At 60.8% G+C, this 20562-nt stretch carries 24 protein-coding genes and 1 pseudogene; 13 read left to right on the top strand and 12 right to left on the bottom strand.

The features are described from left to right. Positions 1-7 precede the first annotated feature (7 nt). The 4 genes from BFP92_RS30025 to BFP92_RS30010 all read right to left on the bottom strand — a co-directional run bounded on the left by BFP92_RS30025 (position 8) and on the right by BFP92_RS30010 (position 3307). Positions 8-745, bottom strand: a complete 738-nt coding sequence (locus BFP92_RS30025) for an NAD-dependent epimerase/dehydratase family protein (protein ID WP_065932244.1) — start codon at positions 743-745, stop codon at positions 8-10. 15 nt (positions 746-760) lie between these two features. Further along, entirely contained in the window at positions 761-1393 is a 633-nt protein-coding gene (locus tag BFP92_RS30020) for a glutathione S-transferase family protein (protein ID WP_065932243.1), read from the bottom strand. A 204-nt stretch (positions 1394-1597) separates the two neighbouring features. Further along, positions 1598-1837 carry a DUF6124 family protein gene (locus BFP92_RS30015; protein WP_065932242.1) on the bottom strand — a complete coding sequence of 80 codons (240 nt, stop codon included), beginning with the start codon at positions 1835-1837 and terminating at the stop codon, positions 1598-1600. A gap of 438 nt (positions 1838-2275) precedes the next feature. Further along, positions 2276-3307, bottom strand: a complete 1032-nt coding sequence (locus tag BFP92_RS30010) for an HTH-type transcriptional regulator GntR (protein WP_026013854.1) — start codon at positions 3305-3307, stop codon at positions 2276-2278. A 211-nt stretch (positions 3308-3518) separates the two neighbouring features. On the opposite strand from BFP92_RS30010, the gene BFP92_RS30005 reads away from it, so the two are divergent. Both BFP92_RS30005 and BFP92_RS30000 read left to right on the top strand, forming a co-directional pair. Beyond that, a complete protein-coding gene (locus BFP92_RS30005; RefSeq protein WP_065932241.1) occupies positions 3519-4052 on the top strand; it encodes a gluconokinase in 534 nt (177 codons plus the stop codon). An 84-nt stretch (positions 4053-4136) separates the two neighbouring features. Further along, the gene (locus BFP92_RS30000) at positions 4137-5489 is read left to right on the top strand and encodes a GntP family permease (RefSeq protein ID WP_058421449.1); all 1353 of its coding nucleotides are present in this window, start codon (positions 4137-4139) and stop codon (positions 5487-5489) included. Between the two features lie 124 nt (positions 5490-5613). On the opposite strand, the gene alaC is transcribed toward BFP92_RS30000, so the two are convergent. Beyond that, the gene (alaC, locus tag BFP92_RS29995) at positions 5614-6825 is read right to left on the bottom strand and encodes an alanine transaminase (RefSeq protein ID WP_065932240.1); all 1212 of its coding nucleotides are present in this window, start codon (positions 6823-6825) and stop codon (positions 5614-5616) included. 195 nt (positions 6826-7020) lie between these two features. On the opposite strand from alaC, the gene BFP92_RS29990 reads away from it, so the two are divergent. Then, complete coding sequence (locus BFP92_RS29990; protein WP_065932239.1) at positions 7021-7503, top strand: GyrI-like domain-containing protein; 483 nt, start codon at positions 7021-7023, stop codon at positions 7501-7503. 151 nt (positions 7504-7654) lie between these two features. On the opposite strand, the gene BFP92_RS29985 is transcribed toward BFP92_RS29990, so the two are convergent. From BFP92_RS29985 to BFP92_RS29975, 3 genes are read right to left on the bottom strand one after another with little or no spacing between them, the layout of a single operon-like run. Beyond that, entirely contained in the window at positions 7655-8863 is a 1209-nt protein-coding gene (locus BFP92_RS29985; protein WP_065932238.1) for a type II toxin-antitoxin system HipA family toxin, read from the bottom strand. Beyond that, the gene (locus BFP92_RS29980) at positions 8856-9110 is read right to left on the bottom strand and encodes a helix-turn-helix domain-containing protein (RefSeq protein WP_017135431.1); all 255 of its coding nucleotides are present in this window, start codon (positions 9108-9110) and stop codon (positions 8856-8858) included. The genes BFP92_RS29985 and BFP92_RS29980 overlap by 8 nt, the downstream gene beginning before the upstream one ends. A 42-nt stretch (positions 9111-9152) precedes the next feature. Beyond that, complete coding sequence (locus BFP92_RS29975) at positions 9153-9671, bottom strand: GNAT family N-acetyltransferase (RefSeq protein ID WP_065932237.1); 519 nt, start codon at positions 9669-9671, stop codon at positions 9153-9155. 147 nt (positions 9672-9818) lie between these two features. Between BFP92_RS29975 and BFP92_RS29970 the strand changes: the two genes are divergently transcribed. From BFP92_RS29970 to BFP92_RS29955, 4 genes are read left to right on the top strand one after another with little or no spacing between them, the layout of a single operon-like run. Beyond that, entirely contained in the window at positions 9819-10238 is a 420-nt protein-coding gene (locus BFP92_RS29970) for a YybH family protein (RefSeq protein ID WP_065932236.1), read from the top strand. Positions 10239-10280: 42 nt separating this feature from the next. Then, the gene (locus tag BFP92_RS29965) at positions 10281-10625 is read left to right on the top strand and encodes a YciI family protein (RefSeq protein WP_065932235.1); all 345 of its coding nucleotides are present in this window, start codon (positions 10281-10283) and stop codon (positions 10623-10625) included. Positions 10626-10655: 30 nt separating this feature from the next. Further along, positions 10656-11132, top strand: a complete 477-nt coding sequence (locus tag BFP92_RS29960; RefSeq protein ID WP_065932234.1) for an SRPBCC family protein — start codon at positions 10656-10658, stop codon at positions 11130-11132. Beyond that, complete coding sequence (locus BFP92_RS29955; protein ID WP_065932233.1) at positions 11129-12349, top strand: RNA polymerase sigma factor; 1221 nt, start codon at positions 11129-11131, stop codon at positions 12347-12349. Before BFP92_RS29960 ends, BFP92_RS29955 begins: the two co-directional genes overlap by 4 nt. A 68-nt stretch (positions 12350-12417) precedes the next feature. Here BFP92_RS29955 and BFP92_RS29950 read toward each other — a convergent pair whose 3' ends face one another. After that, a complete protein-coding gene (locus tag BFP92_RS29950; RefSeq protein ID WP_065932232.1) occupies positions 12418-13272 on the bottom strand; it encodes a LysR family transcriptional regulator in 855 nt (284 codons plus the stop codon). Positions 13273-13360: 88 nt separating this feature from the next. On the opposite strand from BFP92_RS29950, the gene BFP92_RS29945 reads away from it, so the two are divergent. Continuing rightward, a complete protein-coding gene (locus BFP92_RS29945) occupies positions 13361-13801 on the top strand; it encodes a multidrug/biocide efflux PACE transporter (RefSeq protein ID WP_065932231.1) in 441 nt (146 codons plus the stop codon). On the opposite strand, the gene BFP92_RS29940 is transcribed toward BFP92_RS29945, so the two are convergent. Both BFP92_RS29940 and BFP92_RS29935 read right to left on the bottom strand, forming a co-directional pair. Continuing rightward, positions 13788-14693, bottom strand: a complete 906-nt coding sequence (locus tag BFP92_RS29940) for a LysR family transcriptional regulator (RefSeq protein ID WP_065932230.1) — start codon at positions 14691-14693, stop codon at positions 13788-13790. The genes BFP92_RS29945 and BFP92_RS29940 overlap by 14 nt on opposite strands. A gap of 50 nt (positions 14694-14743) precedes the next feature. Beyond that, positions 14744-15502 carry an SDR family NAD(P)-dependent oxidoreductase gene (locus tag BFP92_RS29935; protein WP_065932229.1) on the bottom strand — a complete coding sequence of 253 codons (759 nt, stop codon included), beginning with the start codon at positions 15500-15502 and terminating at the stop codon, positions 14744-14746. A gap of 106 nt (positions 15503-15608) precedes the next feature. Between BFP92_RS29935 and BFP92_RS29930 the strand changes: the two genes are divergently transcribed. After that, positions 15609-16505, top strand: coding sequence for a LysR family transcriptional regulator (locus BFP92_RS29930; RefSeq protein WP_065932228.1), 897 nt, complete (start codon positions 15609-15611; stop codon positions 16503-16505). On the opposite strand, the gene BFP92_RS29925 is transcribed toward BFP92_RS29930, so the two are convergent. Continuing rightward, positions 16502-17419, bottom strand: coding sequence for a LysR family transcriptional regulator (locus tag BFP92_RS29925; protein WP_017137886.1), 918 nt, complete (start codon positions 17417-17419; stop codon positions 16502-16504). The genes BFP92_RS29930 and BFP92_RS29925 overlap by 4 nt on opposite strands. A 222-nt stretch (positions 17420-17641) precedes the next feature. Here BFP92_RS29925 and BFP92_RS29920 point away from each other — a divergent pair, with 222 nt between their 5' ends. The 4 genes and pseudogenes from BFP92_RS29920 to BFP92_RS32270 form a co-directional block, all read left to right on the top strand. Continuing rightward, entirely contained in the window at positions 17642-18400 is a 759-nt protein-coding gene (locus BFP92_RS29920; protein WP_065932227.1) for a 5-oxoprolinase subunit PxpA, read from the top strand. Between the two features lie 70 nt (positions 18401-18470). Next, positions 18471-19349: a 5-oxoprolinase subunit B family protein gene (locus BFP92_RS29915; protein WP_065932226.1), complete on the top strand. Its 879-nt coding sequence runs from the start codon at positions 18471-18473 to the stop codon at positions 19347-19349. Beyond that, positions 19346-20320 carry a 5-oxoprolinase subunit C family protein gene (locus BFP92_RS29910; protein ID WP_065932225.1) on the top strand — a complete coding sequence of 325 codons (975 nt, stop codon included), beginning with the start codon at positions 19346-19348 and terminating at the stop codon, positions 20318-20320. Before BFP92_RS29915 ends, BFP92_RS29910 begins: the two co-directional genes overlap by 4 nt. A 109-nt stretch (positions 20321-20429) precedes the next feature. Then, positions 20430-20543: pseudogene (locus tag BFP92_RS32270) on the top strand (allophanate hydrolase); the annotation flags it as partial. Positions 20544-20562 lie beyond the last annotated feature (19 nt).

Below are 20562 nucleotides of genomic sequence, written 5' to 3'. Positions count from 1 at the left end.
GCAGAACTCAATAAGTAATCGGGATTTCAAATGCTTGGAATGCATCGTCGACCGGATGGTAACCCAACACGCGCGTGGTTTCGCCGAGGTCCAGGCGCTTGAAACGGTTATTGGAAATGCCGTGGGCGATCAGATGCTTCACGCCTTCCGCTTCCACCGAGCGTTGCAGCAATTGCACCGCATCCCGTGGGCTGAGCCAGGCGCTGAGGTCGCGGGCGTTGTTGAGGCCGTGGGTTTCAGGGAATTCAAAGGCGCCGATGCGCAGGGCGATGGTCGACAGCGGCGTCTTGGCTGCGTAGTAGCCGCACAGCGCCTCGCCGTAGCATTTGCTCACGCCGTACAGGTTGGCGGGCATCACCTGCATGCCCGGCGTGATCTGCCGGTCCACCGGGTAGCCTTCGATGGTTTGTGCGCTGCTGGCGAACACCAGGCGTTTCACGCCGGCGGCCACGGCGGCTTCGAACAGGTAAGTGGTGGCGAGAATATTGTTCGGCAGCACCTCGTCGAATGTCGCGCTGGCGTTGGGGATGCCCGACAGGTGCACGACTACATCGATGCCGTCGAGCAGCGCGGCCAGGCTGGCTTTATCACTCAGGTCAGCGTGGACGAAACGGTGCTCGCCCAAGTCAAACGCCGGCGCGATGCGGTCAGTGAGGGTGAAGCGGTAGCGGTCTTTGGAGGCTTCGAAAAATGTCTTGCCGATTCTGCCGCAGGCGCCGGTCAGCAGTACGTTGAGTCCGTTCACGGTGGAGTCCTTGTTTTAGTTATGGCCGTCGAGGGCGAAGGTCTTGAAGCCTGGGCGTTGGCTCAGGCGTTGGTAATACGCCGCAATGGCAGGGTAGGGCGGGCGCTGCATGGGCGTGTTCTGCCAACGGTGCACCGAAAGGCCGATAAGAATATCGGCGAGGGTGAATTCATCGCCGGCCACATAGGCGCAGGTTTTAGCCAGCTGTTGTTCCAGCAGGCCCATCTTGTCATTCCACACCTGCACGGCGGCGGCAATCTGCGCCGCGTCGAGGTTGTCGGGGTTATTGCGCACCAGCGCGGTGAAGGCATCGCCCCAGGCGCGGTTGAGTTCCACGGCTTGCCAGTCCACCCATTGCTCGACTCGCGCACGTGGCGCGGGTTCGGCGGGTAGCAGGTCGGTGCGTTGGTAGAGGCCGACAAGGTAGCGGCAGATGGTGTTGGATTCCCACAGCACGCCGTGGTCGTCGATCAGCACCGGTACTTGGGCGTTGGGGTTCAAGGCCAGGAATTCGGCTGACTGGGTGGGCTTGAAGCCGATGCCCCAATCTTCGCGCACGTAGTCGATGCCCAGTTCCTGGCAGGTCCAGAGCACTTTGCGCACGTTGATGGAGGACGTGCGGCCGAGGATTTTCAGTGAGTGTCCCATGGTGCTTCCCTGACGATGGAGAGCGGTCAATCTAGCAGGGGCAGGACTTTACGGCGATATCTTAAGTGGGCACGGACAACCTGTGGGAGCGGCGGTGCGACGATTCGACTTGCTCGCGAAGGCGGTGGGTCAGTTAGCCCATTTGTGGCTGATACGCCGCCTTCGCGAGCAAGCCCGCTCCCACATTTTTGACCGAGCAGGGCTTTAGTTGCGCGGTGTTTGCTGGTCCATGGCTTTGCCGACCATCAGCACTGACAACTCGCTCAGTTGATGAATGGCCAGGGCCACGTCGCGGTGTTTGCCGGTGAGGTCATTGGACAGGTCGAGCAGCAAGGTGCTGACAGAGCACACGGTTTCGTAGCTGTTGATCAGCAGGGATTCGATGGGTGTGTCGGGTGTAATGGAGAAGAGTGTAGTTGGCGGTTTTTCAGTTTTTTTGATCATTTGAGCATCCTGGAATAGGCCGCCGCCGGATCGCTACTAAACGAAGGGTGGCAGCTGTACGCAGGTTAGTAGACCGGTGGACACTCAAAGCCGGCGCACCCGAAGGTGCCCTACGCACAGCCGCCATCAAACTCAGATGAGGCTTATGCACTGAGAGTGTCCAGAAGTTGGGCTACTAAACCCGATCGCCGAGAAATTCAGCGACCAACCAACCTTAAAGACCACCCCCCAAGCGCACAAGCCGGCGGATTCTGACGTAAGCGTAGGCAACCGGGCAAGGCGCTTACGGCAATGTCAGCCGCGTCCTACAACCTTCCCACCCCACTCCGATCGTTCCCACGCTCCCGCGTGGGGATGCAGCCCAGGACGCTCTGCGTCCAAAGCGTGACGCAGAGCGTCACAAGAGGCATTCCCACGCAGAGCGTGGGAACGAGCACGTTACGTGCTTTCGCGCACCTGCAATTCAAATCCCATGTCCACCACCGGCTTGGCAATCTTGTTCCCCGCCATGATCGTCAACAAATGCTCCGCCGAGCGCCGCCCGATCGCCTCACGTGGCGTGCTGATGCTGCTCAAACGCGGCACCATGAAAGACGATGCAGGCAAATCATTAAAGCCCAGCACCGCCACGCGCTCCGGCACGTTGATGCCGTGGCGCATGGCCTCCAGCAGCGCGCCTTGGGCCAGGTCGTCGTTACCGAAGAAAATCGCGTCCACATCCGGATGCGCCGCCAGCAATTGCAAAAACAATTCGCCACCCAACCCCACGGAGGAGGGACGCGGCGTCAGCAGTTCCAGCGCCGGGTCGTACATGCCCGCCTGCTGCAGGGCACGGCGGAACCCTTCACCGCGCAGCAACGTGCGCTGGTCCAACTGCGCGCCGATATACGCCAGGCGCTTGCGCCCACGGGAGAGCAAATGCGCTGCCGCTGTTTCGCCTGCACTCAGTTGCGAAAACCCCACGCAATTCACGCCCGCATTCGGGTCCAGATCCATCATGTACACACAGGGCACATTGCTGGCCTCGACCATCCGCCGTGCGCTTTCGGTGCGGTCAAACCCGGTCAGCAGCAAACCGCGTGGCTGGTAGGCCATGTAGTTGCGCAGCAGGTTCTCTTCTTCATCACGCGAGTAGTGCGAGTTGCCGATCAGCACTTCAAAGCCCTTGGGCCGCAGCACTGCGTGGATGGCTTCGAGGGTTTCGATAAACAACAGGTTGGACAGCGACGGCACGATGACCACCACCGAATGGCTTTGCGCCGAGGCCAGGGCGCGAGCGGCGGGGTTGACGACGTAGTTGAGTTCGGCGGCGGCCCGTTGCACTTTTTCCACCAGCTCGGTAGCCACCGTGCTGACGCCACGCAGTGCGCGGGAGGCGGTAATCGGGCTGACACCCGCCAGGCGCGCCACTTCATTGAGGGTCGGGCGACCGGTGGTGCGTAATTTTTTATCGTTCTTGGAGGTCATCAGGCTGTTGCCAAACAAAAATCGGGGCACTAAGGTAGCGCTGTCTCCAAACAGCTGCAAATACTTGAACGTTGGGTTGCCTGATCCTGTTCAAACGGTTGGAGAGGATGCACGCGTCACTCCATAAAAATGACAAGTCGGCGCGGGAAAAGCCTGTTTTTGCACTAGCCTTACAGCGTGCAAAGGTAGCGCTATCTGCGTCCTGAGGTGTTTCATGAGTCAACCTGTTACCGCCCTGGTCATCATGGGTGTTTCCGGCTGTGGCAAGTCCAGCGTCAGCGAAGCCCTGTGCCGCCTGAACGGCGCCACCGCGATTGAAGGCGACAGCTTTCACCCCGCCGCCAACATCGAAAAGATGAGCGCCGGCCACCCCCTCAACGACGACGACCGCGCCGGCTGGCTCGACATCCTCTGCGATGAACTGCGCCGCTCGCTCAAAGCCGGCGAGCATCCGGTGCTCACCTGTTCAGCCCTCAAAAAGAAATACCGCGACCATTTGCGCGAAGCTGCGCCGGGCCTGGGGTTTGTGTTCCTGGAACTGACCCGTGCCGTGGCCGCTGACCGCGTGTCCCATCGCCCCGGTCATTTTATGCCGGCAAGCCTCATAGACAGCCAGTTCGCCACCCTTGAATCGCCCGTGGGCGAGCCGCTGACCCTGGCGCTCAACGCCAGCGAAGACAGCGTTGAGGACTTGGCCGAGCAAACCCATGCCTGGTGGCTGCAACACGGCTTTGAACCTACTCATTAATTTTTTGCCGGAAAAGGTAGCGCTACCCCCGGCGAAACATTCAATACCGGCTTTAATAACAACAACAAACAGGAGAGACCCCCCATGTTTGGCATGTCCCACGAGTCCTACCTGCTGCTAGACGCAGTGGTCACAATCATCGGGTTGATCGTTCTGATCACCCAGTTCAAGGTGCACCCGTTCATTGCACTGATCATCGCGGCCGGCTTCCTCGGCCTGACCTCGGGCATGCCCGTGGACAAGATCATCAAGGCGTTCCAGGACGGTTTTGGCGGCGTGCTCGGTTTTGTCGGCATCATCCTCGCGCTGGGCACGATGCTCGGCAAAATGATGGCCGAATCCGGCGGTGCCGATCAGATCGCGCAAACGCTGATCCGCGCCTTCGGCAAAGAGAAAGTCCAGTGGGCCATGATGTTCGCCGCGTTTCTGGTGGGCATCCCGCTGTTCTTCGAGATCGGCTTTGTACTGCTGATTCCGCTGGTGTTTATCGTCGCGCGCCGTACCGGCGTGTCGCTGATCAAGATCGGCATCCCGCTGCTCGCCGGTCTGTCGGCGGTACACGGCCTGGTGCCACCGCACCCTGGCCCGCTGCTGGCCATCGGCGTGTTTGGTGCCGATATCGGCAAGACCATCCTGTACGGCCTGATCGTCGCACTGCCGACCGCCATCATTGCCGGGCCGATTTTCGGTACGTTTATTGCCAAGTACATTCCGGGCAACCCGTCCCAGGAACTGGTCGACCAACTGGCCCGCGAGCCGGAGTCCAAAAGCCTGCCGAGCTTCAGCATCACCCTGATCACCGTGCTGCTGCCGGTATTCCTGATGCTGCTCAAAACCTTCGCCGACGTCGCGCTGCCGGACGGCCACGCCATCCGCAACTGGATGGACATGATCGGTCACCCGATCACCGCGTTGCTGCTGGCATTGCTGTTGTCGCTGTACACCTTTGGCCATCGCCAGGGCATTCACTCCAAGCAAATTCTCAAGCTGCTCGACGCCAGCCTGGCGCCGACCGCTGCGATCATCCTGATCATCGGCGCCGGTGGTGGTTTCAAGCAGATGCTGGTGACCAGCGGCGTGGGTGACGTGATCGGCCATATGGCAGTGAACGCGCAGATCAACCCGATTCTGCTGGCGTGGCTGGTGGCGGCGGTGATTCGTGTGGCCACAGGCTCTGCGACGGTGGCGACCATTACCGGCGCAGGCATTGTGGTGCCGGTGGTGGGCATGATTCCAGGGGTTAACCGTGAGCTGCTGGTGTTGGCGACGGGGGCGGGTTCGTTGGTGTTGTCTCACGTCAACGATGCGGGCTTCTGGCTGGTGAAGCAGTACTTCAATATGACCGTGGTCGAGACGTTCAAGACCTGGACGGCGATGGAGACCATTCTGTCGGTGGTGGCGCTGATCTTTATCATGTTGCTGTCGTTGGTGGTGTAATCACTGACTGATCGTTCCCACGCTCCGCGTGGGAATGCCTCTTGTGACGCTCTGCGTCACGCTTGGGGACGCAGAGCGTCCCGTGCTGCATTCCCACGCGGAGCGTGGGAACGATCATTGCGCCTCAGGCTTTAGTGACTAACCCATCCGCTCGGAACATCCCGCGAATCCCGCGCACCGCCTGGCGAATCCGGTCCTGGTTTTCGATCAGCGCAAAGCGCACATGATCATCCCCATACTCACCAAAGCCGATTCCCGGCGACACGCACACCTTCGCCTCCAGCAGCAGCTTCTTGGCAAATTCCAGCGAGCCCATGGCCGCATACTGCTCAGGGATCTTGGCCCAGACGTACATTGATGCCTTCGGATTCTCGACCATCCAACCCAGCTCATGCAGGCCTTTGACCAGCACGTTACGGCGCTGGCGATACTGCTCGGCAATGTCCTTCACACACTGCTGATCGCCTTCCAGCGCGGCAATCGCCGCCACTTGCAGCGGGGTGAAGGTGCCGTAGTCGTGGTAGCTCTTGATCCGCGCCAGGGCGTTGACCAGTTCCGGGTTGCCGACCATAAAGCCGATGCGCCAGCCGGCCATGTTGTAACTCTTGGACAGGGTGAAAAACTCCACCGCAATGTCCTTGGCGCCTGGCACTTGCATGATCGAGGGGGCTTTCCAGCCGTCGTAGACGATGTCGGCGTAGGCCAGGTCGTGTACCACCAGTACGTCGTACTGTTTGGCCAGGGCGATCACGCGTTCGAAGAAGTCCAATTCCACGCACTGCGCGGTGGGGTTGGACGGGAAGCCGAGGATCATCATCTTCGGCTTGGGGATCGAGCCACGAATCGCCCGTTCCAGCTCGGCGAAGAAATCCACGCCCGGCACCAGCGGCACCGAACGCACCTGGGCGCCGGCAATCACGGCACCGTAGATGTGAATCGGGTAGCTGGGGTTGGGCACCAGCACGGTGTCGCCCTGGTCCAGGGTGGCCAGCATCAAATGCGCCAGGCCTTCCTTGGAACCGATGGTCACGATGGCTTCGGTTTCCGGGTCGATATCCACTGCATAGCGGTCTTTGTACCAGCGCGAAATGGCCCGGCGCAGACGCGGAATGCCTTTGGATGTGGAGTAACCGTGGGTGTCTTCACGCTGGGCGACGGTGACCATTTTTTCCACGATGTGTGGAGGCGTGGCGCCGTCAGGGTTACCCATGCTCAAGTCGATGATGTCTTCGCCGCGCCGACGCGCAGCCATCTTCAGCTCGGCAGTGATATTAAAAACGTAAGGGGGGAGTCGATCTATGCGCGCAAAGCGGCGCGGCGAACCCTGGTCTGCCATTGTTGCCTCGAGGTACGTAAGCGCCCGGAACCGTCCGAGCGACGTCGGCCACTGCGGTGGCCTGCGGGGCAGACAATACGGTCGATGATGGCCAGTTGTCCAGATGCGTAGGAAAAATTTCTACTTGGAGTAAGGCGTGGATATGCCCCTATACTCGACGCGGGTTTGTTCCCTCATAAGAAGGAGACTGTTCGTATGGATCAGCAGACAAAACAACCGTTAGAGCCACGCATGGAAGCCGGTAAAGCCTTGGTAATCGCCGGGGTACAAGGGCGTTATTCGAAGGCCACAGTGGGTGATATCCCAAAGCTGTGGGATTTGTTCAACACTTGCGTCAAAGACATCAAAAAGCGCGTCGGGGGCGTGACCTATGGTGTGTGCCATAACCCCCACCATGGCGAATTCGACTACATGGCCGGGGTTGAAGTCCCGACTAAAAGCGACGTGCCGAGCAACTTCGAGTTCATCGAAATTGCGCCGCTCAACTATGCCGTGTTCCCACATTACGGGCCGGTGCAGGCACTTGAGCAAACCTACGAACGCATCATGTTCGAGTGGTTACCGCACTCGGGCTACAAGGTGATGGGCGCGGATTTCGAGCGCTACAGCGCCGATTTCGACGCGCACAAGGGCACGGGGACGGTGGAGATCTGGCTGCCGGTTGGCGAAAAGGGCTGACGGCGGTGCTGTCGGCACCGGTAAATCGGTGCCGACTGAGGTATCAATACAAGGTGCTTCGGACTTCGTGGGGCAGGCCGTAGAGGGTTTCGAGTTGTTCGAGGGTTGTCAGCATAGTCACCACCTTGTCCTTGGATGAGTACAGAAGCATTCAGCCACCGAAGCTCTGCTGGTAGCTCTGAGCGGATTGTCGAATGGCTTTTGCAACGTCAGGCGCTAACCGACAGTATTCGTCTTCGCGCTTGAGCACGACCTCAAGGGTTTGCAGCAGTGCCTGAATACGCGCCTCAGGTTTTTCGATCTCGCAGGTTTTTGCAAACTCAAGGATGCCCAAACGTGAGGCAAATATTGATTTGTTGCCGGACAGGTCCAGCGCAAGTGTGTCTTCAGGGATATAGGCGGTGGTATTCACGATGTCGTAAGCCGGGGCCAGGCGCGCGTCAAATTTAATCGGGTCACTGTAGAGCACACCGAAGTTTTTCAGGTGAGCATCGCCATTTCCCACGATGCAACTCAAAGCCACGCTATCGAACAATTGGTCCAACGAGCTGCGTTGGTTTTCCGGTGAGCAAAACGCGCGTACAGCCTTGGCGATGGCGGCATAGCTCTTGGTGTATTTCTGTTCGGCAGACAGGCCCATCAGTGTGGTCATATCTTCGAAACCCAGCGAGTTGAGCTGCGCGTCGCGATCAAAGCGCCGCATGATGAAAAGCTTATGGTTTTGCGACAGATAAAACGGCGGCACGGGCAGGCCTGCATCCCGCGCAATAGACATGCACAGGTATTCATTGATGGCCAAGCCCGGAAACTCATCACGCCCGCTCTTGATAATCAGGTCGTTGGTTTTAGAGGTGAATTTGTGCTCGGGAGTTTGAGGTTTTTCTGGCACCAGCACTTTGGGCTGCACGCCAGAAATGCCCGCTCGCAGAATGTAACGGTCCACCAAGTCGGCGAACAGGTCTTGCGCTCCGTCCCACGCGAGAATTTCTGCCAGGCTCTCTCCGTTTGCGGGCGGACCGTTGCGTTGAATTAGTTCGTTTATCTGATCGGAAATCACGAAAACCCGGCCAATCGGTGCACTGCTACCTGATAAGGCCAGTAACAGCATCGGGTCCACTTTTACCGTTTTAGCCAGACGGTTACGCAATTGTTCCAGTACGTAGCCTTCGGGCAAATTCATTTGAAAGATTGGATGCAATTCGCGGCGGCGATATTCTTCTGCGCGCACGGGCATGGTAAGGCTGATAGCGCTTTGGGCCTGTGCCTTAGCGTCGTAGCGAAACAGGTAATCATCAGCGCCCACCATTACGCTGCCGCTGTCGCCTTGAGGCGTATGAACGCTAAGAGCGGGGCTATTCATTGAACAAGTCCTCTAACTCTTCAAGTGTCGGCAGGGTCACTGGCACTAATTTGACCTCACTGCCCAGGGCGGCGATCACGCGAGCATAGGCATTCATGGAAACAGAGAGGCTGCCCTTCTCGATTTCGATCAGTTTTTGCCGGGTAACGCCCGCAAGTTTCGCCAAGTCCGCTTGTGTATAGCCACGGTTGAGGCGCATGGAGCGAACTTGTTGGCCTAAGCGTTGGGTGATAATCGAAGTGTCCATGTCACGTATTCATTACTTTTGATTGTTTAAGTCATATATACGTTACATTTTTAAGCTGTCAATGCTATCCCGACCAAACACCCAACTCAACCTACGCTCATACCCGACCCGCCCCTTATACGCCTCCCCGCTGTCCACCCAGCCAGCCGCCAGATACAACCCCATCGCCGCCACATTGTCCGTGTCCACCGACAACTCCAGCGCCTTGATCTGCGGCCACGCCTGCAGGGCCACGGCCGGCAATGCTTGCAGGCAGGCTCTGCCAAACCCGCGCCCTTGCTGATGCCGGTCCACCTGCAACGCGTGCAGCGTTGCGCTGTGTTCATCGGCCCAATGGGGCAGGCAGGGCGGGCGTTTGAGCAGCAGGAAGGCCACGGGCGTTTCGTCGGCCAGCAGCGCAAAGCCTTTGATCGCGCCGGGCTTGGGGTTGACCAGCAGGCTGTTGAGCGCGCAGTAGATATCGCCGGAATACGCCAGTTGCTCGGGGTGCACTTGCAGGGTGTCGAGCTGCTGTTTTTGCACAAGGCTCAGCGTCTCGTAGGCGACGAGGCGGGTTTCCATCGGGGGCGCATCCAAAATCCTACAAAGAGGTGGGGATTCTAGCGGGTTTGCCGTAGGCGAAATTATTTTTCAGCGGCCTGTCGATTTGCGCTGAGGCCGTTCGACTACGGGTGTCCTTTGTGATTTCCAACCCCCAGGAGTATCGCCATGAGCACTGCAATCAACACCCTGATCGAGCAATGGAAAAAAGCCGTACTTGATCGTGATATCGACAAAATTGTCAGCTATTACGCCGACGATATCGTCTCGTTCGATGCCGTCACCGCACTGCAATTCAAAGGTAAGGCCGCCTACCGCGCCCATTGGGATGAATGCATGAAGCATTGCCCCGGCCCGGGCATTTTCGAGTTTCATGAGCTGCATATCGTCGAGGCACCCGACAGCGCGTTTGCCCACTGGCTGGCGCACTGCGGCGGCGCCGGGCCGGACGGCGTGGTGAAGGCGTGCTGGATGCGCGTGACCGCCGGTTACCGGCGCATCAACGGGCAGTGGAAGGTGGTGCATGAGCACTGGTCGGCGCCGTTCGACATGGAAAGCGGCACGGCATTGTTCGACCTGAAACCTTGACTGCCACGAACTATAGTCAGTAGTCCGAAAACGGAGAGCGCCATGAAATACCTCTGCCTGATCTACAGCAACGAAGCGGTGTTGCACACCTCGCCCGACAGCCCGGCGGACCCGGAGTGCTTTGCCTACGCCGAGGCCATCCAGGCCAGCGGCCGCATGCTCGCCGCCGAGCCGCTGGAGTCGGTGAGCAGCGCCACCACCGTGCGCATGCGCAATGGCAAGCTGTCGATCACCGACGGGCCGTTTGCCGAAACCAAGGAGCAACTCGCCGGGTTTTACCTGATCGAGGCCAAGGACTTGAACGACGCGCTCCAGGTGGCTGGCGGCATACCGGCGGCGCGGGTCGGCAGTGTGGAAGTACGCCCCGTGCGTGCATTGAATCTCTGAACACAACAATCACAAGAAGGAGGTTTACCCATGAATACCCAACCCGCTGAATTTGAACTGTCCATCAGCCGTTTGATCGACGCACCGCCAAGCAAGGTATTTCGCGCCTGGACCACGCCCGAGTTGTTGCAGCAATGGTGGGGCCCACACGGCATGACCACGCCGGAGTGCGAAATGAACCTGTGGGTCGGTGGCCTGTTTCGCACCTTGATGCGCGCGCCGGATGGCGCCGAGTACCCGACTTCTGGCGTGTTCCTGGAAATCGAGGCGCCGAGCCGGCTGGTGTTTACCGATGCCTATGCGCCGGGCTGGATTCCGTCCGGCAAGCCGTTCATGACCGCCGAAGTAACCTTCGAAGCCGTCGACGGCAAGACCCGCTACACCGCCCGCGCCAGGCATTGGAGCGAAGCCGATAAACAGGCCCACGAAGCCATGGGTTTTCATGACGGCTGGGGCCAGAGCCTCGACCGCCTGGTGACGCTGGTGACCCAGGGCATGCCCGATTGACCCCGCAGGTCGAGGCGATTTACCGCAGCGAATCACGCCGCGTACTGGCGACGCTGATTCGCTTGCTGGGTGATTTCGACTTGGCTGAAGAGGCGCTGCACGAGGCGTTTTTAATTGCCGTGCAGCGCTGGCCGCAAGACGGTGTGCCGGACAATCCACGGGCCTGGCTGGTCTCCACCGGCCGCTTCAAAGCCATCGACCGCCTGCGCCGTCAGGCACGTTTCACCCCGTTATTACAGGAGCAGGCCGACACGCTGGAAGCGGCTGAATGGAGTGAGGAAGACGTGGAAGACGACCGCCTGCGCCTGATCTTCACCTGCTGCCACCCGGCGTTGGCGCCCGACGCCCAGGCGGCGCTGACCTTGCGCGAGATCTGCGACCTCACCACCGAAGAAATCGCCCGCGCCTTTCTGGCCACGCCCACCACCATCGCCCAGCGCATCGTGCGCGCCAAGGGCAAGATCCGCGAAGCGAAAATCCCCTACCAGGTGCCAACCCTGGACGCGTTGCCCGAGCGTCTGGACAGCGTATTGCGCGTGGTTTACCTGGTGTTCAACGAGGGCTATTCGGCATCCATGGGCGCCGACCTCACCCGCGAAGACCTGACCCGCGAAGCCATTCGTTTGGGGCGTTTGCTGCTGGAGTTGCTGCCAGAGCCGGAAGTGATGGGTTTGCTGGCGCTGATGCTGCTGCATGAATCGCGCCGAGCAACGCGCACCTCGGCCGACGGTGAGTTGGTGCTGTTGCATGAACAGAACCGCGCAGTGTGGGACGCGTCCTTGATTGCTGAAGGCTGCGCATTGGTGGAGCAGGCGTTGAATACACGGCGGTTTGGCCCGTACTGCCTGCAAGCAGCGATTGCGGCGGTGCATGCCGAAGCGCCCCAGGCTGAGGACACGGACTGGCTGCAAATTGTCGGGCTTTACGATGTGTTGCTGCGCGAAGTGCCGTCGCCGGTGATCGAGCTGAACCGGGCGGTGGCGGTGGCGATGGGGCAGGGGCCGTTGGCGGGGTTGCAATTGGTGGAGGGCATTTTGCAGCGCGGGGAATTATTGGATTACCACCTGGCGCATTCGGCACGCGGGGAGTTTTGCCGGCAGTTGGGGCGGGTTGAAGATGCGCGGGAAGCCTACGAAAAAGCCCTCACGCTCACCCAGCAAATTCCGGAGAAACGCTTTATAGAGCGGCGCCTGGCCGAACTCAAATCTCCCGGATAGGCGCAGGGCAAACTGTGGGAGCGGGCAAGCCCGCTCCCACAGTTTTGATCTTCATTGTTTGGAGGTCATCACTCCAGCATCTTGCCCAGCAACCAACTCCCCGCCGGCCCCGGTGGGTGGTGCCTTGACCACAGCGCATCCACCGCCACCGAGCGCGGCCAACTGCGGGCTTTGAGTTCGACCAGGTGGTCGCCGCCAAAACGCTCCACCAACCAGCGCGGAATCGGGGCCCAGCCAAACCCCAGCTGCGCCATCTCCATCAGCATCAAGTAACTGGGCGCCGACCACACCCGCCCGCTCGGGCGGGTTTCGGTCGGGTTGATGATGCTGGCCAGGCGCAATTCGCGGTGTTGCTGCAAGGTCTGCGCCGGGATGTTCTTCAGCTTGGCCAACGGATGCGTGGGCGCCGCGAACAGGGCAATTTCGGTACGTTCTTCGACCGGCGCGCCGGTCAGGTCGGGCGGGTAAGTGTCTTGTTTTTCGATAAACGCAATCTGCGCCCGGCCGCTTTGCACCAGGGCGATCAGGTCTTCGCATTCGGCGATCAGGCATTCCAGCTCAAGGTCCGGGTGGCGCTGTTCAAAGGCCTTGAGGGCGACCTCAAAGCGGTCGGACTGGTAAGTATCGGACATGGCGATGGTCAGCTTGGGTTCAAGGCCCTGTGACAACTGACTGGCCGCCAACTCCAGGCGGCTGCTGGCCTCCAGTACCTGCTCGGCGCGCAGCAACAACACATGCCCGGCGGGCGTAAGCGTCGGCTTGCGGCTGCTGCGATCAAACAGCAGCACATCCAGGTCAATCTCCAGGCTCGCCACGGCCGCGCTGACGGTGGACTGGCTTTTACCCAGCTTGCGCGCTGCCGCTGAAAAAGAGCCCTGGGTAGCCGCCTGCACAAACGCCTGCAGCACTTCATTGGAGGCCATGACTATCGCCTTTATCGATGGTTATTAGTTATGAAGTATCGAGTCAAAGGGTAATCATGGCAACCATCGTCACTCAAGGAGCCGGGTCATGAACCCTACCAAGTCGATTACTGAACGTGTGTGCCAGGCCATTGGTTTTGAAGGGCTGGCCTTATTGATCTGTACACCCTTGCTGGTGTGGATCACCGGCCGGCCGGCCCTGGAAATGGGCGCGGTGACCCTGGGCATCAGCCTGTTGGCGCTGAGCTGGAACGTGATTTTCAACAGCCTGTTCGACCGCCTCAAAGCCCGCCTGCACTGGCCCGACGGCGGCAGGACCCGCGTGGTGCATGCGCTGTTGTTCGAAGGCGGCCTGATCATCCTGGCGGTGCCGTTGATTGCCGCAGTGATGAAGATCAGCCTGTTGCAAGCCTTCGTCCTCGACATCGGCGTGCTGTTGTTCTTCCTGCCGTACACCTACGTGTACCACTGGGGTTATGACGTGCTGCGGGAAAAATTCGTACAGTCCCGTGTACCTAGCCAAGCTTGAGCGAGGCCACAAACGCCAGAAATGCCCGCACCTTGGCGGCGGGCAAATGCCGCGACGGGTAATAGGCGTACAACGGGAAACGCTCGTCCGGCCAGTCGGGAAACAACTCCACCAGGCTGCCGGCCTTGATCGCCGAGTCCAGGCCGAGGTCGAGCATCTGCGCCACGGCATGCCCGTGTTCACACACGCTGTACAAGGTGCTGGCGTCGTTGACCACCAAACGGCCGCTGGTGCGCACCATCACTTGCTCGCCGGGGCGATGGAATTCCCAGGCAAACGGGCGACCGGTTTGCGAGTCGCGAAAATCCAGGCACATGTGCCCGGTTTCCAGGTCTTGCGGGATCGTGGGTCGGCCGTATTGCTCAAGGTAAGCGGGGGAGGCCACGGTGAGCACGCGCACTTCCATCAGCTTGCGGGCGATCAACGAGGACGCCTGCGGGATGCCGAAGCGAATGGCCAGGTCAAAGCCGTCGGCCACCAGGTCGCCGAGTTGGTCGCGGGTGTGCAGGTCGAGTTGCAGTTGCGGGTATTGGCGCATGAAGTCGCCGAGTACCGGGCCAAGGACCAGTCGCGAAAAATACGGGTCGATGTTCACCCGCAAACGCCCGCGCACGGTGAGGGCGCTGTCGGCCGCCGAATCGGCAGCCTCTTGCAGCCCGGCCAACAGCGGGGCGATTTGCTGGTAGAAACGTCGCCCCTCGTCGGTCAATTGCACCGAGCGGGTGGTGCGGTCGAACAGGCGAATACCGAGGCGTTTTTCCAGGCGGGAAATCGCCCGGCTGACCCCCGAAGGCGTCATCTCCAGGCTGTTGGCGGCGCGGGCAAAGCTGCCGCTGTCGACCACGGCGGCCAATACACCCATGCCGCCGGCCAAGCCTGGATCAAAACTCATCGGTGATTGCCCGTCAGTGATCTGAAGGCATTGATGCTAGCGCAGAATGCTTACAGAAACATGCCGCCCGACGCTTCGATGCGCTGCCCGGTGATCCAGTTGCTGCCATCGGCCAGCAGAATCGAAATCGCACCGCCGATATCGTCCGGCAAGCCGGCACGGCCCAGGGCGGTGTTGTCGGCCACCATGGCATTCAGCTGCGGGTTATCGCGCACTGCGCCGCCGCTGAAATCGGTGGCAATTGCGCCGGGTGCCAGGGTGTTGACGGTGATGCCGCGCGGGCCGAGTTCTTTGGCCTGATAACGCGACAGCACTTCCACGGCGCCTTTCATCGACGCATAGGCGGCGTACCCCGGCAGGCTGAACCGCGCCAGGCCGCTGGAGATGTTGATGATGCGCCCGCCATCGCTGATCAGCGGCAGCAGTTTCTGGGTGAGGAAAAACGGCGCCTTGAAGTGAATGGCCACCAGCTTGTCGAACTGCTCTTCGGTGGTTTCGGCAAAGCTTGCGTGAGCGCCGATGCCCGCGTTGTTGATTAGAAAGTTGAAATGTTGCTGGGCGAAAACGTCCTTGAGCACCGCAGCGATTTGCCCGACGAAAGCCTCGAAGCTGCCGCTCTGGCTGACATCCAGTTGCAGCATGGCGGCGCGGCCGCCCAGGGCTTCAACCTGTGCTACTACCGCTTGGGCTTCGGTGGCGGCGCTGTGGTAGGTGCCGATGATATCCACGCCCTGGGCGGCGAGGTGCAAGGCGGCGCTTTTGCCAAGGCCACGGCTGGCGCCGGTGATGAGTGCGATTTTACGAGTCATGGGGTAGTCCTCACGGGTGATCAGTGGGACTGAGTGTATTTGTCCGCCCATAACGTGATAAACAGGCTGATATCGGAATCACTGGTCGGATAAGGCGAACAATCCCATGAACAAACTGGAGCTGCTGCGCACTTTCGTGCGCGTCACCGAGCTGTCGAGTTTCACCCAGGCCGGCGAGAGCCTGGGCCTGCCGCGCTCCACCGTGTCCGAGCATGTGCAGGCGCTGGAAACGTTGCTGGGCGCGCGCCTGTTGCAGCGCACCACGCGCACCGTGCAAGCCACCCAGGACGGCCGTGTGCTGTATGAGCGCAGCAAGGATTTGCTCGCGCACATGGAAGAGCTCGAAGGCCTGTTTCGCCAGGACGAAGCGCAATTGGCCGGGCGCATTCGGGTGGACATGCCCAATGCCATGGCGCGCGGCGTGGTGATGCCGCAGCTCCCTTCGTTTATGGCGCGCCACCCGCTGGTGGAGATGGAAATCAGCAGTTCGGATCGCCAGGTCGACGTGATTGCTGAAGGCTTTGATTGCGTGGTGCGCGTGGGCGCGCAGCCCGACCAAAGCGTGGTTGCACGCAAGGTCTGCAGCATGCCGATGGTCAACTGCGTAAGCCCCGCGTACCTGCAACGTTATGGCGTGCCCGAGACCCTTGCCGACCTGGCGCAGCATCAACTGGTGCACTACGTGCGGCCGCTCGGTGCGCGCTCGGCCGGGTTTGAATTCCTGCAAGGCAACAAGGTGCAGCGCGTGGCCATGGCCGGGCGCGTGACCGTCAGCAGCACCGATGCCTACCAGGCGGCGTGTCTCGGCGGTTTGGGGATTATCCAAGTGCCGCTGCTCGGCGTTCGCGATTTATTGGCCAGTGGCGAATTGGTTTCGGTGTTGGCGGACTACCTCGCGCCGCCCCTGGATGTCTCCATGCTCTACGCCGGCCAGCGGCATTTGCCGTTGCGGGTGCGGGTGTTCATGGAGTGGCTGGCGGCGACCTTACAGGCCCATATTTAACGCCGCGCCGACAGCTGCTGCGGCGCCAGGAAGGCGTCGTGAAAGTAGTCACGAAACGCCTGCATCGCCGGAGTGAATGCGCGCTCGCGGTGCCAGGCCAGGCCGACGCTCATGGGCGTGACCGGGTCGGTAACGGTCAGTGTTTCGATACGCTTGCCTTCCAGCGACCATGGCCGGTGCACCAAGTCCGACAAAATCGCCACGCCGCTGCCATTGGCGACCATGCTGCGCACCGCCTCCACCGAACTGGTGCGCAACCGCACGTTCGGCGTTTGCCCGGCCTGTTCCCAGTAGCGCATGGCACTGTGCTCGGCTTCGTCGACGGTCAGCAGGATGTAAGGCTCTTGCGCCACATCCGCCAGGCTCACGGCACCGCGTTCGCACAACGGGTGATGGCTGGGCAGCCACAGTCGGCGTTCGGAGTTGAACAGGATTTCCGAGACGATATCCGCGTGAGTCAGGTTGGCGGTGAGCACCACGGCCATGTCGAACTGGCCGTCGAGCAGGCCGTGTTCGATGGCCTGGCGCTCCTGCTCGAAAACGTCGATGGTCACGTCCGGGTGCCAGTGTTGCATGCGTTGCAAGTGATGCGGCAGGAAGTAACCCAACACCGTGTAGCTGGCCGCTACGCGCAATACGCCGCTGGCGCGGTAGTCGGGCAGCGGGCTGTTGAGGGCGTCATCCACGCTGCGCACGATCACATAGGCGCGGTTGAGAAAGTGCCGCCCGGCGTCGGTGAGGTTCATGCCCTGGGCCGAGCGCACGAACAGTTGCACGCCAAGCATCGCTTCCAGCTCCTTGATCGCGGTGGTCACCGCCGACTGGGAGATGTTCAGGTGGATCGCCGCCTGGGAAATCTGGCCGATTTCGGCGGTGGCGACGAAGTAGCGCACTTGGCGCAAGGTCAGGGACATGGATTTCTCCGATCGTTCCCACGCTCTGCGTGGTAACGCCTGTTGTGACGCTCTGCGTCACGCTTTGGGACGCGGAGCGTCCTGGGCTGCATTCCCACGCGGAGCGCGGGAACGCTCTTTGGGTATCTGTTTTTCAGAAGATGGGCCATCTGATAATAGATCTTCCCAAGGGGTCAAGCCCCAGCCTACTTTCAGCCATCACCTTTTGGCGGAGCAACCTCGATGCAGGCAGTGGATTTCAATTCGGACATGGGCGAAGGCTTCGGCCCCTGGACCATCGGCGATGGCGTCGACTTTGACCTGATGGCCTATATCAGCTCAGCCAATATCGCTACCGGCTTCCACGCCGGCGACCCCGGCACCATGCGCCGCACCGTCGAACGCGCCAAGCAACTGGGCGTAGGCATCGGCGCGCATCCGGGCTTTCGTGACCTGGTGGGTTTCGGCCGTCGGCACATCAATGCACCGGCCCAGGAACTGGTGGACGACATCCTTTACCAACTCGGTGCCCTGCGCGAAATCGCCCGTGCCCAAGGTGTGAGCTTGCAACACATCAAGCCCCACGGCGCGCTCTACATGCATCTGGCCCGCGATGAAGAAGCGGCGCGGCTGCTGGTGCAGAACCTGCAAATCATCGAGCCGACGCTGTTGCTCTATTGCATGCCCAACTCGGTGATCTGGCGCGTGGCCAAGGAACTCGGGCAACCGGTGGTGCGCGAGTTTTACGCCGACCGTGAGTACGATTTGAGCGGGTCCATTGTGTTTACCCGCAATGTGCGTGCACTTGACCCCGCAACCGTTGCGGCGCGCGTTCTACGTGCGTGTCAGACCGGCCGGGTGCGAACCGTAGAAGGCGAAGACCTGTTGATCGAATTCGATTCCATTTGCCTGCACAGTGACACGCCTGGCGCGCTGGAGTTGGTGGAAGCCACTCGCGAAGCCCTGGACCAGGCCGGAATCGAAGTCAGAACACCTCAATAAGCACCCCAATAAAAATATTGCAACAGCACTTTTTGCCTGCCTTTCTACAATGATTCCAAGAGGAACAGACATGGCTGAAACCACCCCCATCCGCTACAGCTTCGGCGGTGATGAACACCTGTTTGCCGAGGTCAGCGACAGCATGTCCCTGCAAGCCTTTTTCAAAGGCATGGCCGTGACCCGCGCCGTAGAGCGCCTGGCGCTGGAGGGCGTGCTGGATGTGTGCCTGGCCAATGCGTCGTTCCAGATTCGCTTCGACCCCGACCGCATCGCGCCCCATGTACTGCTCGACGCCGTGCAAAGCGCCGAAGCCCAGGCCGTGGCCGAACGCACATTGCACACGCGCATCATCGAAATCCCGGTGCTCTACAACGACCCCTGGACCCACGAAACCCTGATGCGCTTTCGCGACCGCCATCAAGACCCCAGCGGCACCGACCTGGAATACGCCGCACGCATCAACGGCCTGGCCGATGTGGACGCGTTTATCGCCGCCCACAGCGGCGCGCCGTGGTTTGTGTCGATGGTCGGCTTTGTGGCGGGCCTGCCGTTCATGTTCCAGATGGTCGAGCGCGAGCGGCAATTGCAGGTGCCCAAGTACCTGCGCCCGCGCACCGACACGCCCAAACTGACCCTCGGCCATGGCGGCTGTTTCGGTTGCATTTACTCGGTACGCGGCGCGGGTGGCTACCAGATGTTTGGCGTAACCCCGGCGCCGATCTACGACCCGGCGCAGCAGTTGGCGTATCTCAAGGAACACATGGTGTTCTTCCGCCCCGGTGACATCGTGCAGTTCAAACCGATGGACCGCGACGCCTACGACCTGGCCGTGGCCGAGGTGCAGGCAGGGCGTTTCGACCTGCGTATCCGCCCGGTGGAATTTTCCCTCGACGCGTTTCTCGCCGACCCCATCGGCTACCCGAAAACCCTGCAGGAGGCGCTGGCATGATCAAGGTGCTCAAACCCGGCCTCGCCACCTCTGTGCAGGACCTGGGCCGTGAAGGGTATTACCACTTGGGCATTCCGCCATCGGGCGCGTTGGATCAGTACGCGTTGAGTGCGGCCAACCATTTGGTCGGCAACCCAGCCGGTGCGGCGGGTCTGGAATGCACGCTGATCGGCCCTGAACTGGAGTTTCGCCAGGACGCATTGGTGGCGCTCAGTGGCGCGCTGATGTCGGCGCGTCTGGACGGTGAAGTGGTGCATCAGGACACCGCTTTCCAAGTGCGCGCCGGGCAGGTGCTGCGCTTTGAGTTTCCCAAGGCCGGCGCGCGCACGTACCTGGCGGTGGCCGGTGGCATTGATGTGCCGTTGGTGCTTGGCAGCCGCTCGACGTACACCCTCGGCGCGCTCGGTGGGTTTGAAGGGCGACGCTTGCAGGAAGGCGATGAGCTGCCGATCGGCGAGGCCAGTGGAACAGGCCGCGCGGGCAATAGTTTGCCCATGGCCTTACGCCGTTCGGTCGGTGGCGATGTGACCTTGCGCGTGGTGCCGGGGCTGTATTACGAACGCCTGACGGATGCGGCAAAAAGCAGCTTTTTCGCTGAGCCGTGGACCGTGGGCTCCGAGGCGGATCGCATCGGCTACCGTTTCAAGGGCGGCAGTGCGTTGAGTTTTCAGCCGCGCGAACAACCGTTTGGCGCGGGGTCGGACCCTTCTAATATCGTTGACAGTTGCTACCCGATCGGTTCGATCCAGGTGCCGGCGGGGTTGGAGCCGATTGTGCTGCACCGCGATGCGGTGTCGGGTGGCGGCTACGCGATGATCGGCACGGTGATCAGTGCCGACCTGGACTTGATCGGGCAGATGCAGCCGAACCAGCGGGCGGGGTTTGTGGCGGTGACATTGGAGGAAGCCTTGGAGGCGCGGAGGGTCTACAAAAAGCGGCTCAAGGCCATGGCGGGACTTTTCAGCCACTAAGGATCGTTCCCACGCTCTGCGTGGGAATGCCTCTTGTGACGCTCTGCGTCACGCTTTGGGACGCGGAGCGTCCGGGGCTGCATTCCCACGCAGAGCGTGGGAACGATCAATGCAGCCGAACCAGCGGGCGGGGTTTGTGGCGGTGACATTGGAGGAAGCCTTGGAGGCGCGGCGGGTCTACAAAAAGCGGCTCAAGGCCATGGCGGGACTTTTCAGCCACTAAGGATCGTTCCCACGCTCTG

The organism is Pseudomonas sp. 58 R 3, from assembly GCF_900006605.1.
GTDB lineage: Bacteria > Pseudomonadota > Gammaproteobacteria > Pseudomonadales > Pseudomonadaceae > Aquipseudomonas > Aquipseudomonas salomonii.
This window is presented reverse-complemented; position numbering and strand designations above follow the sequence as displayed.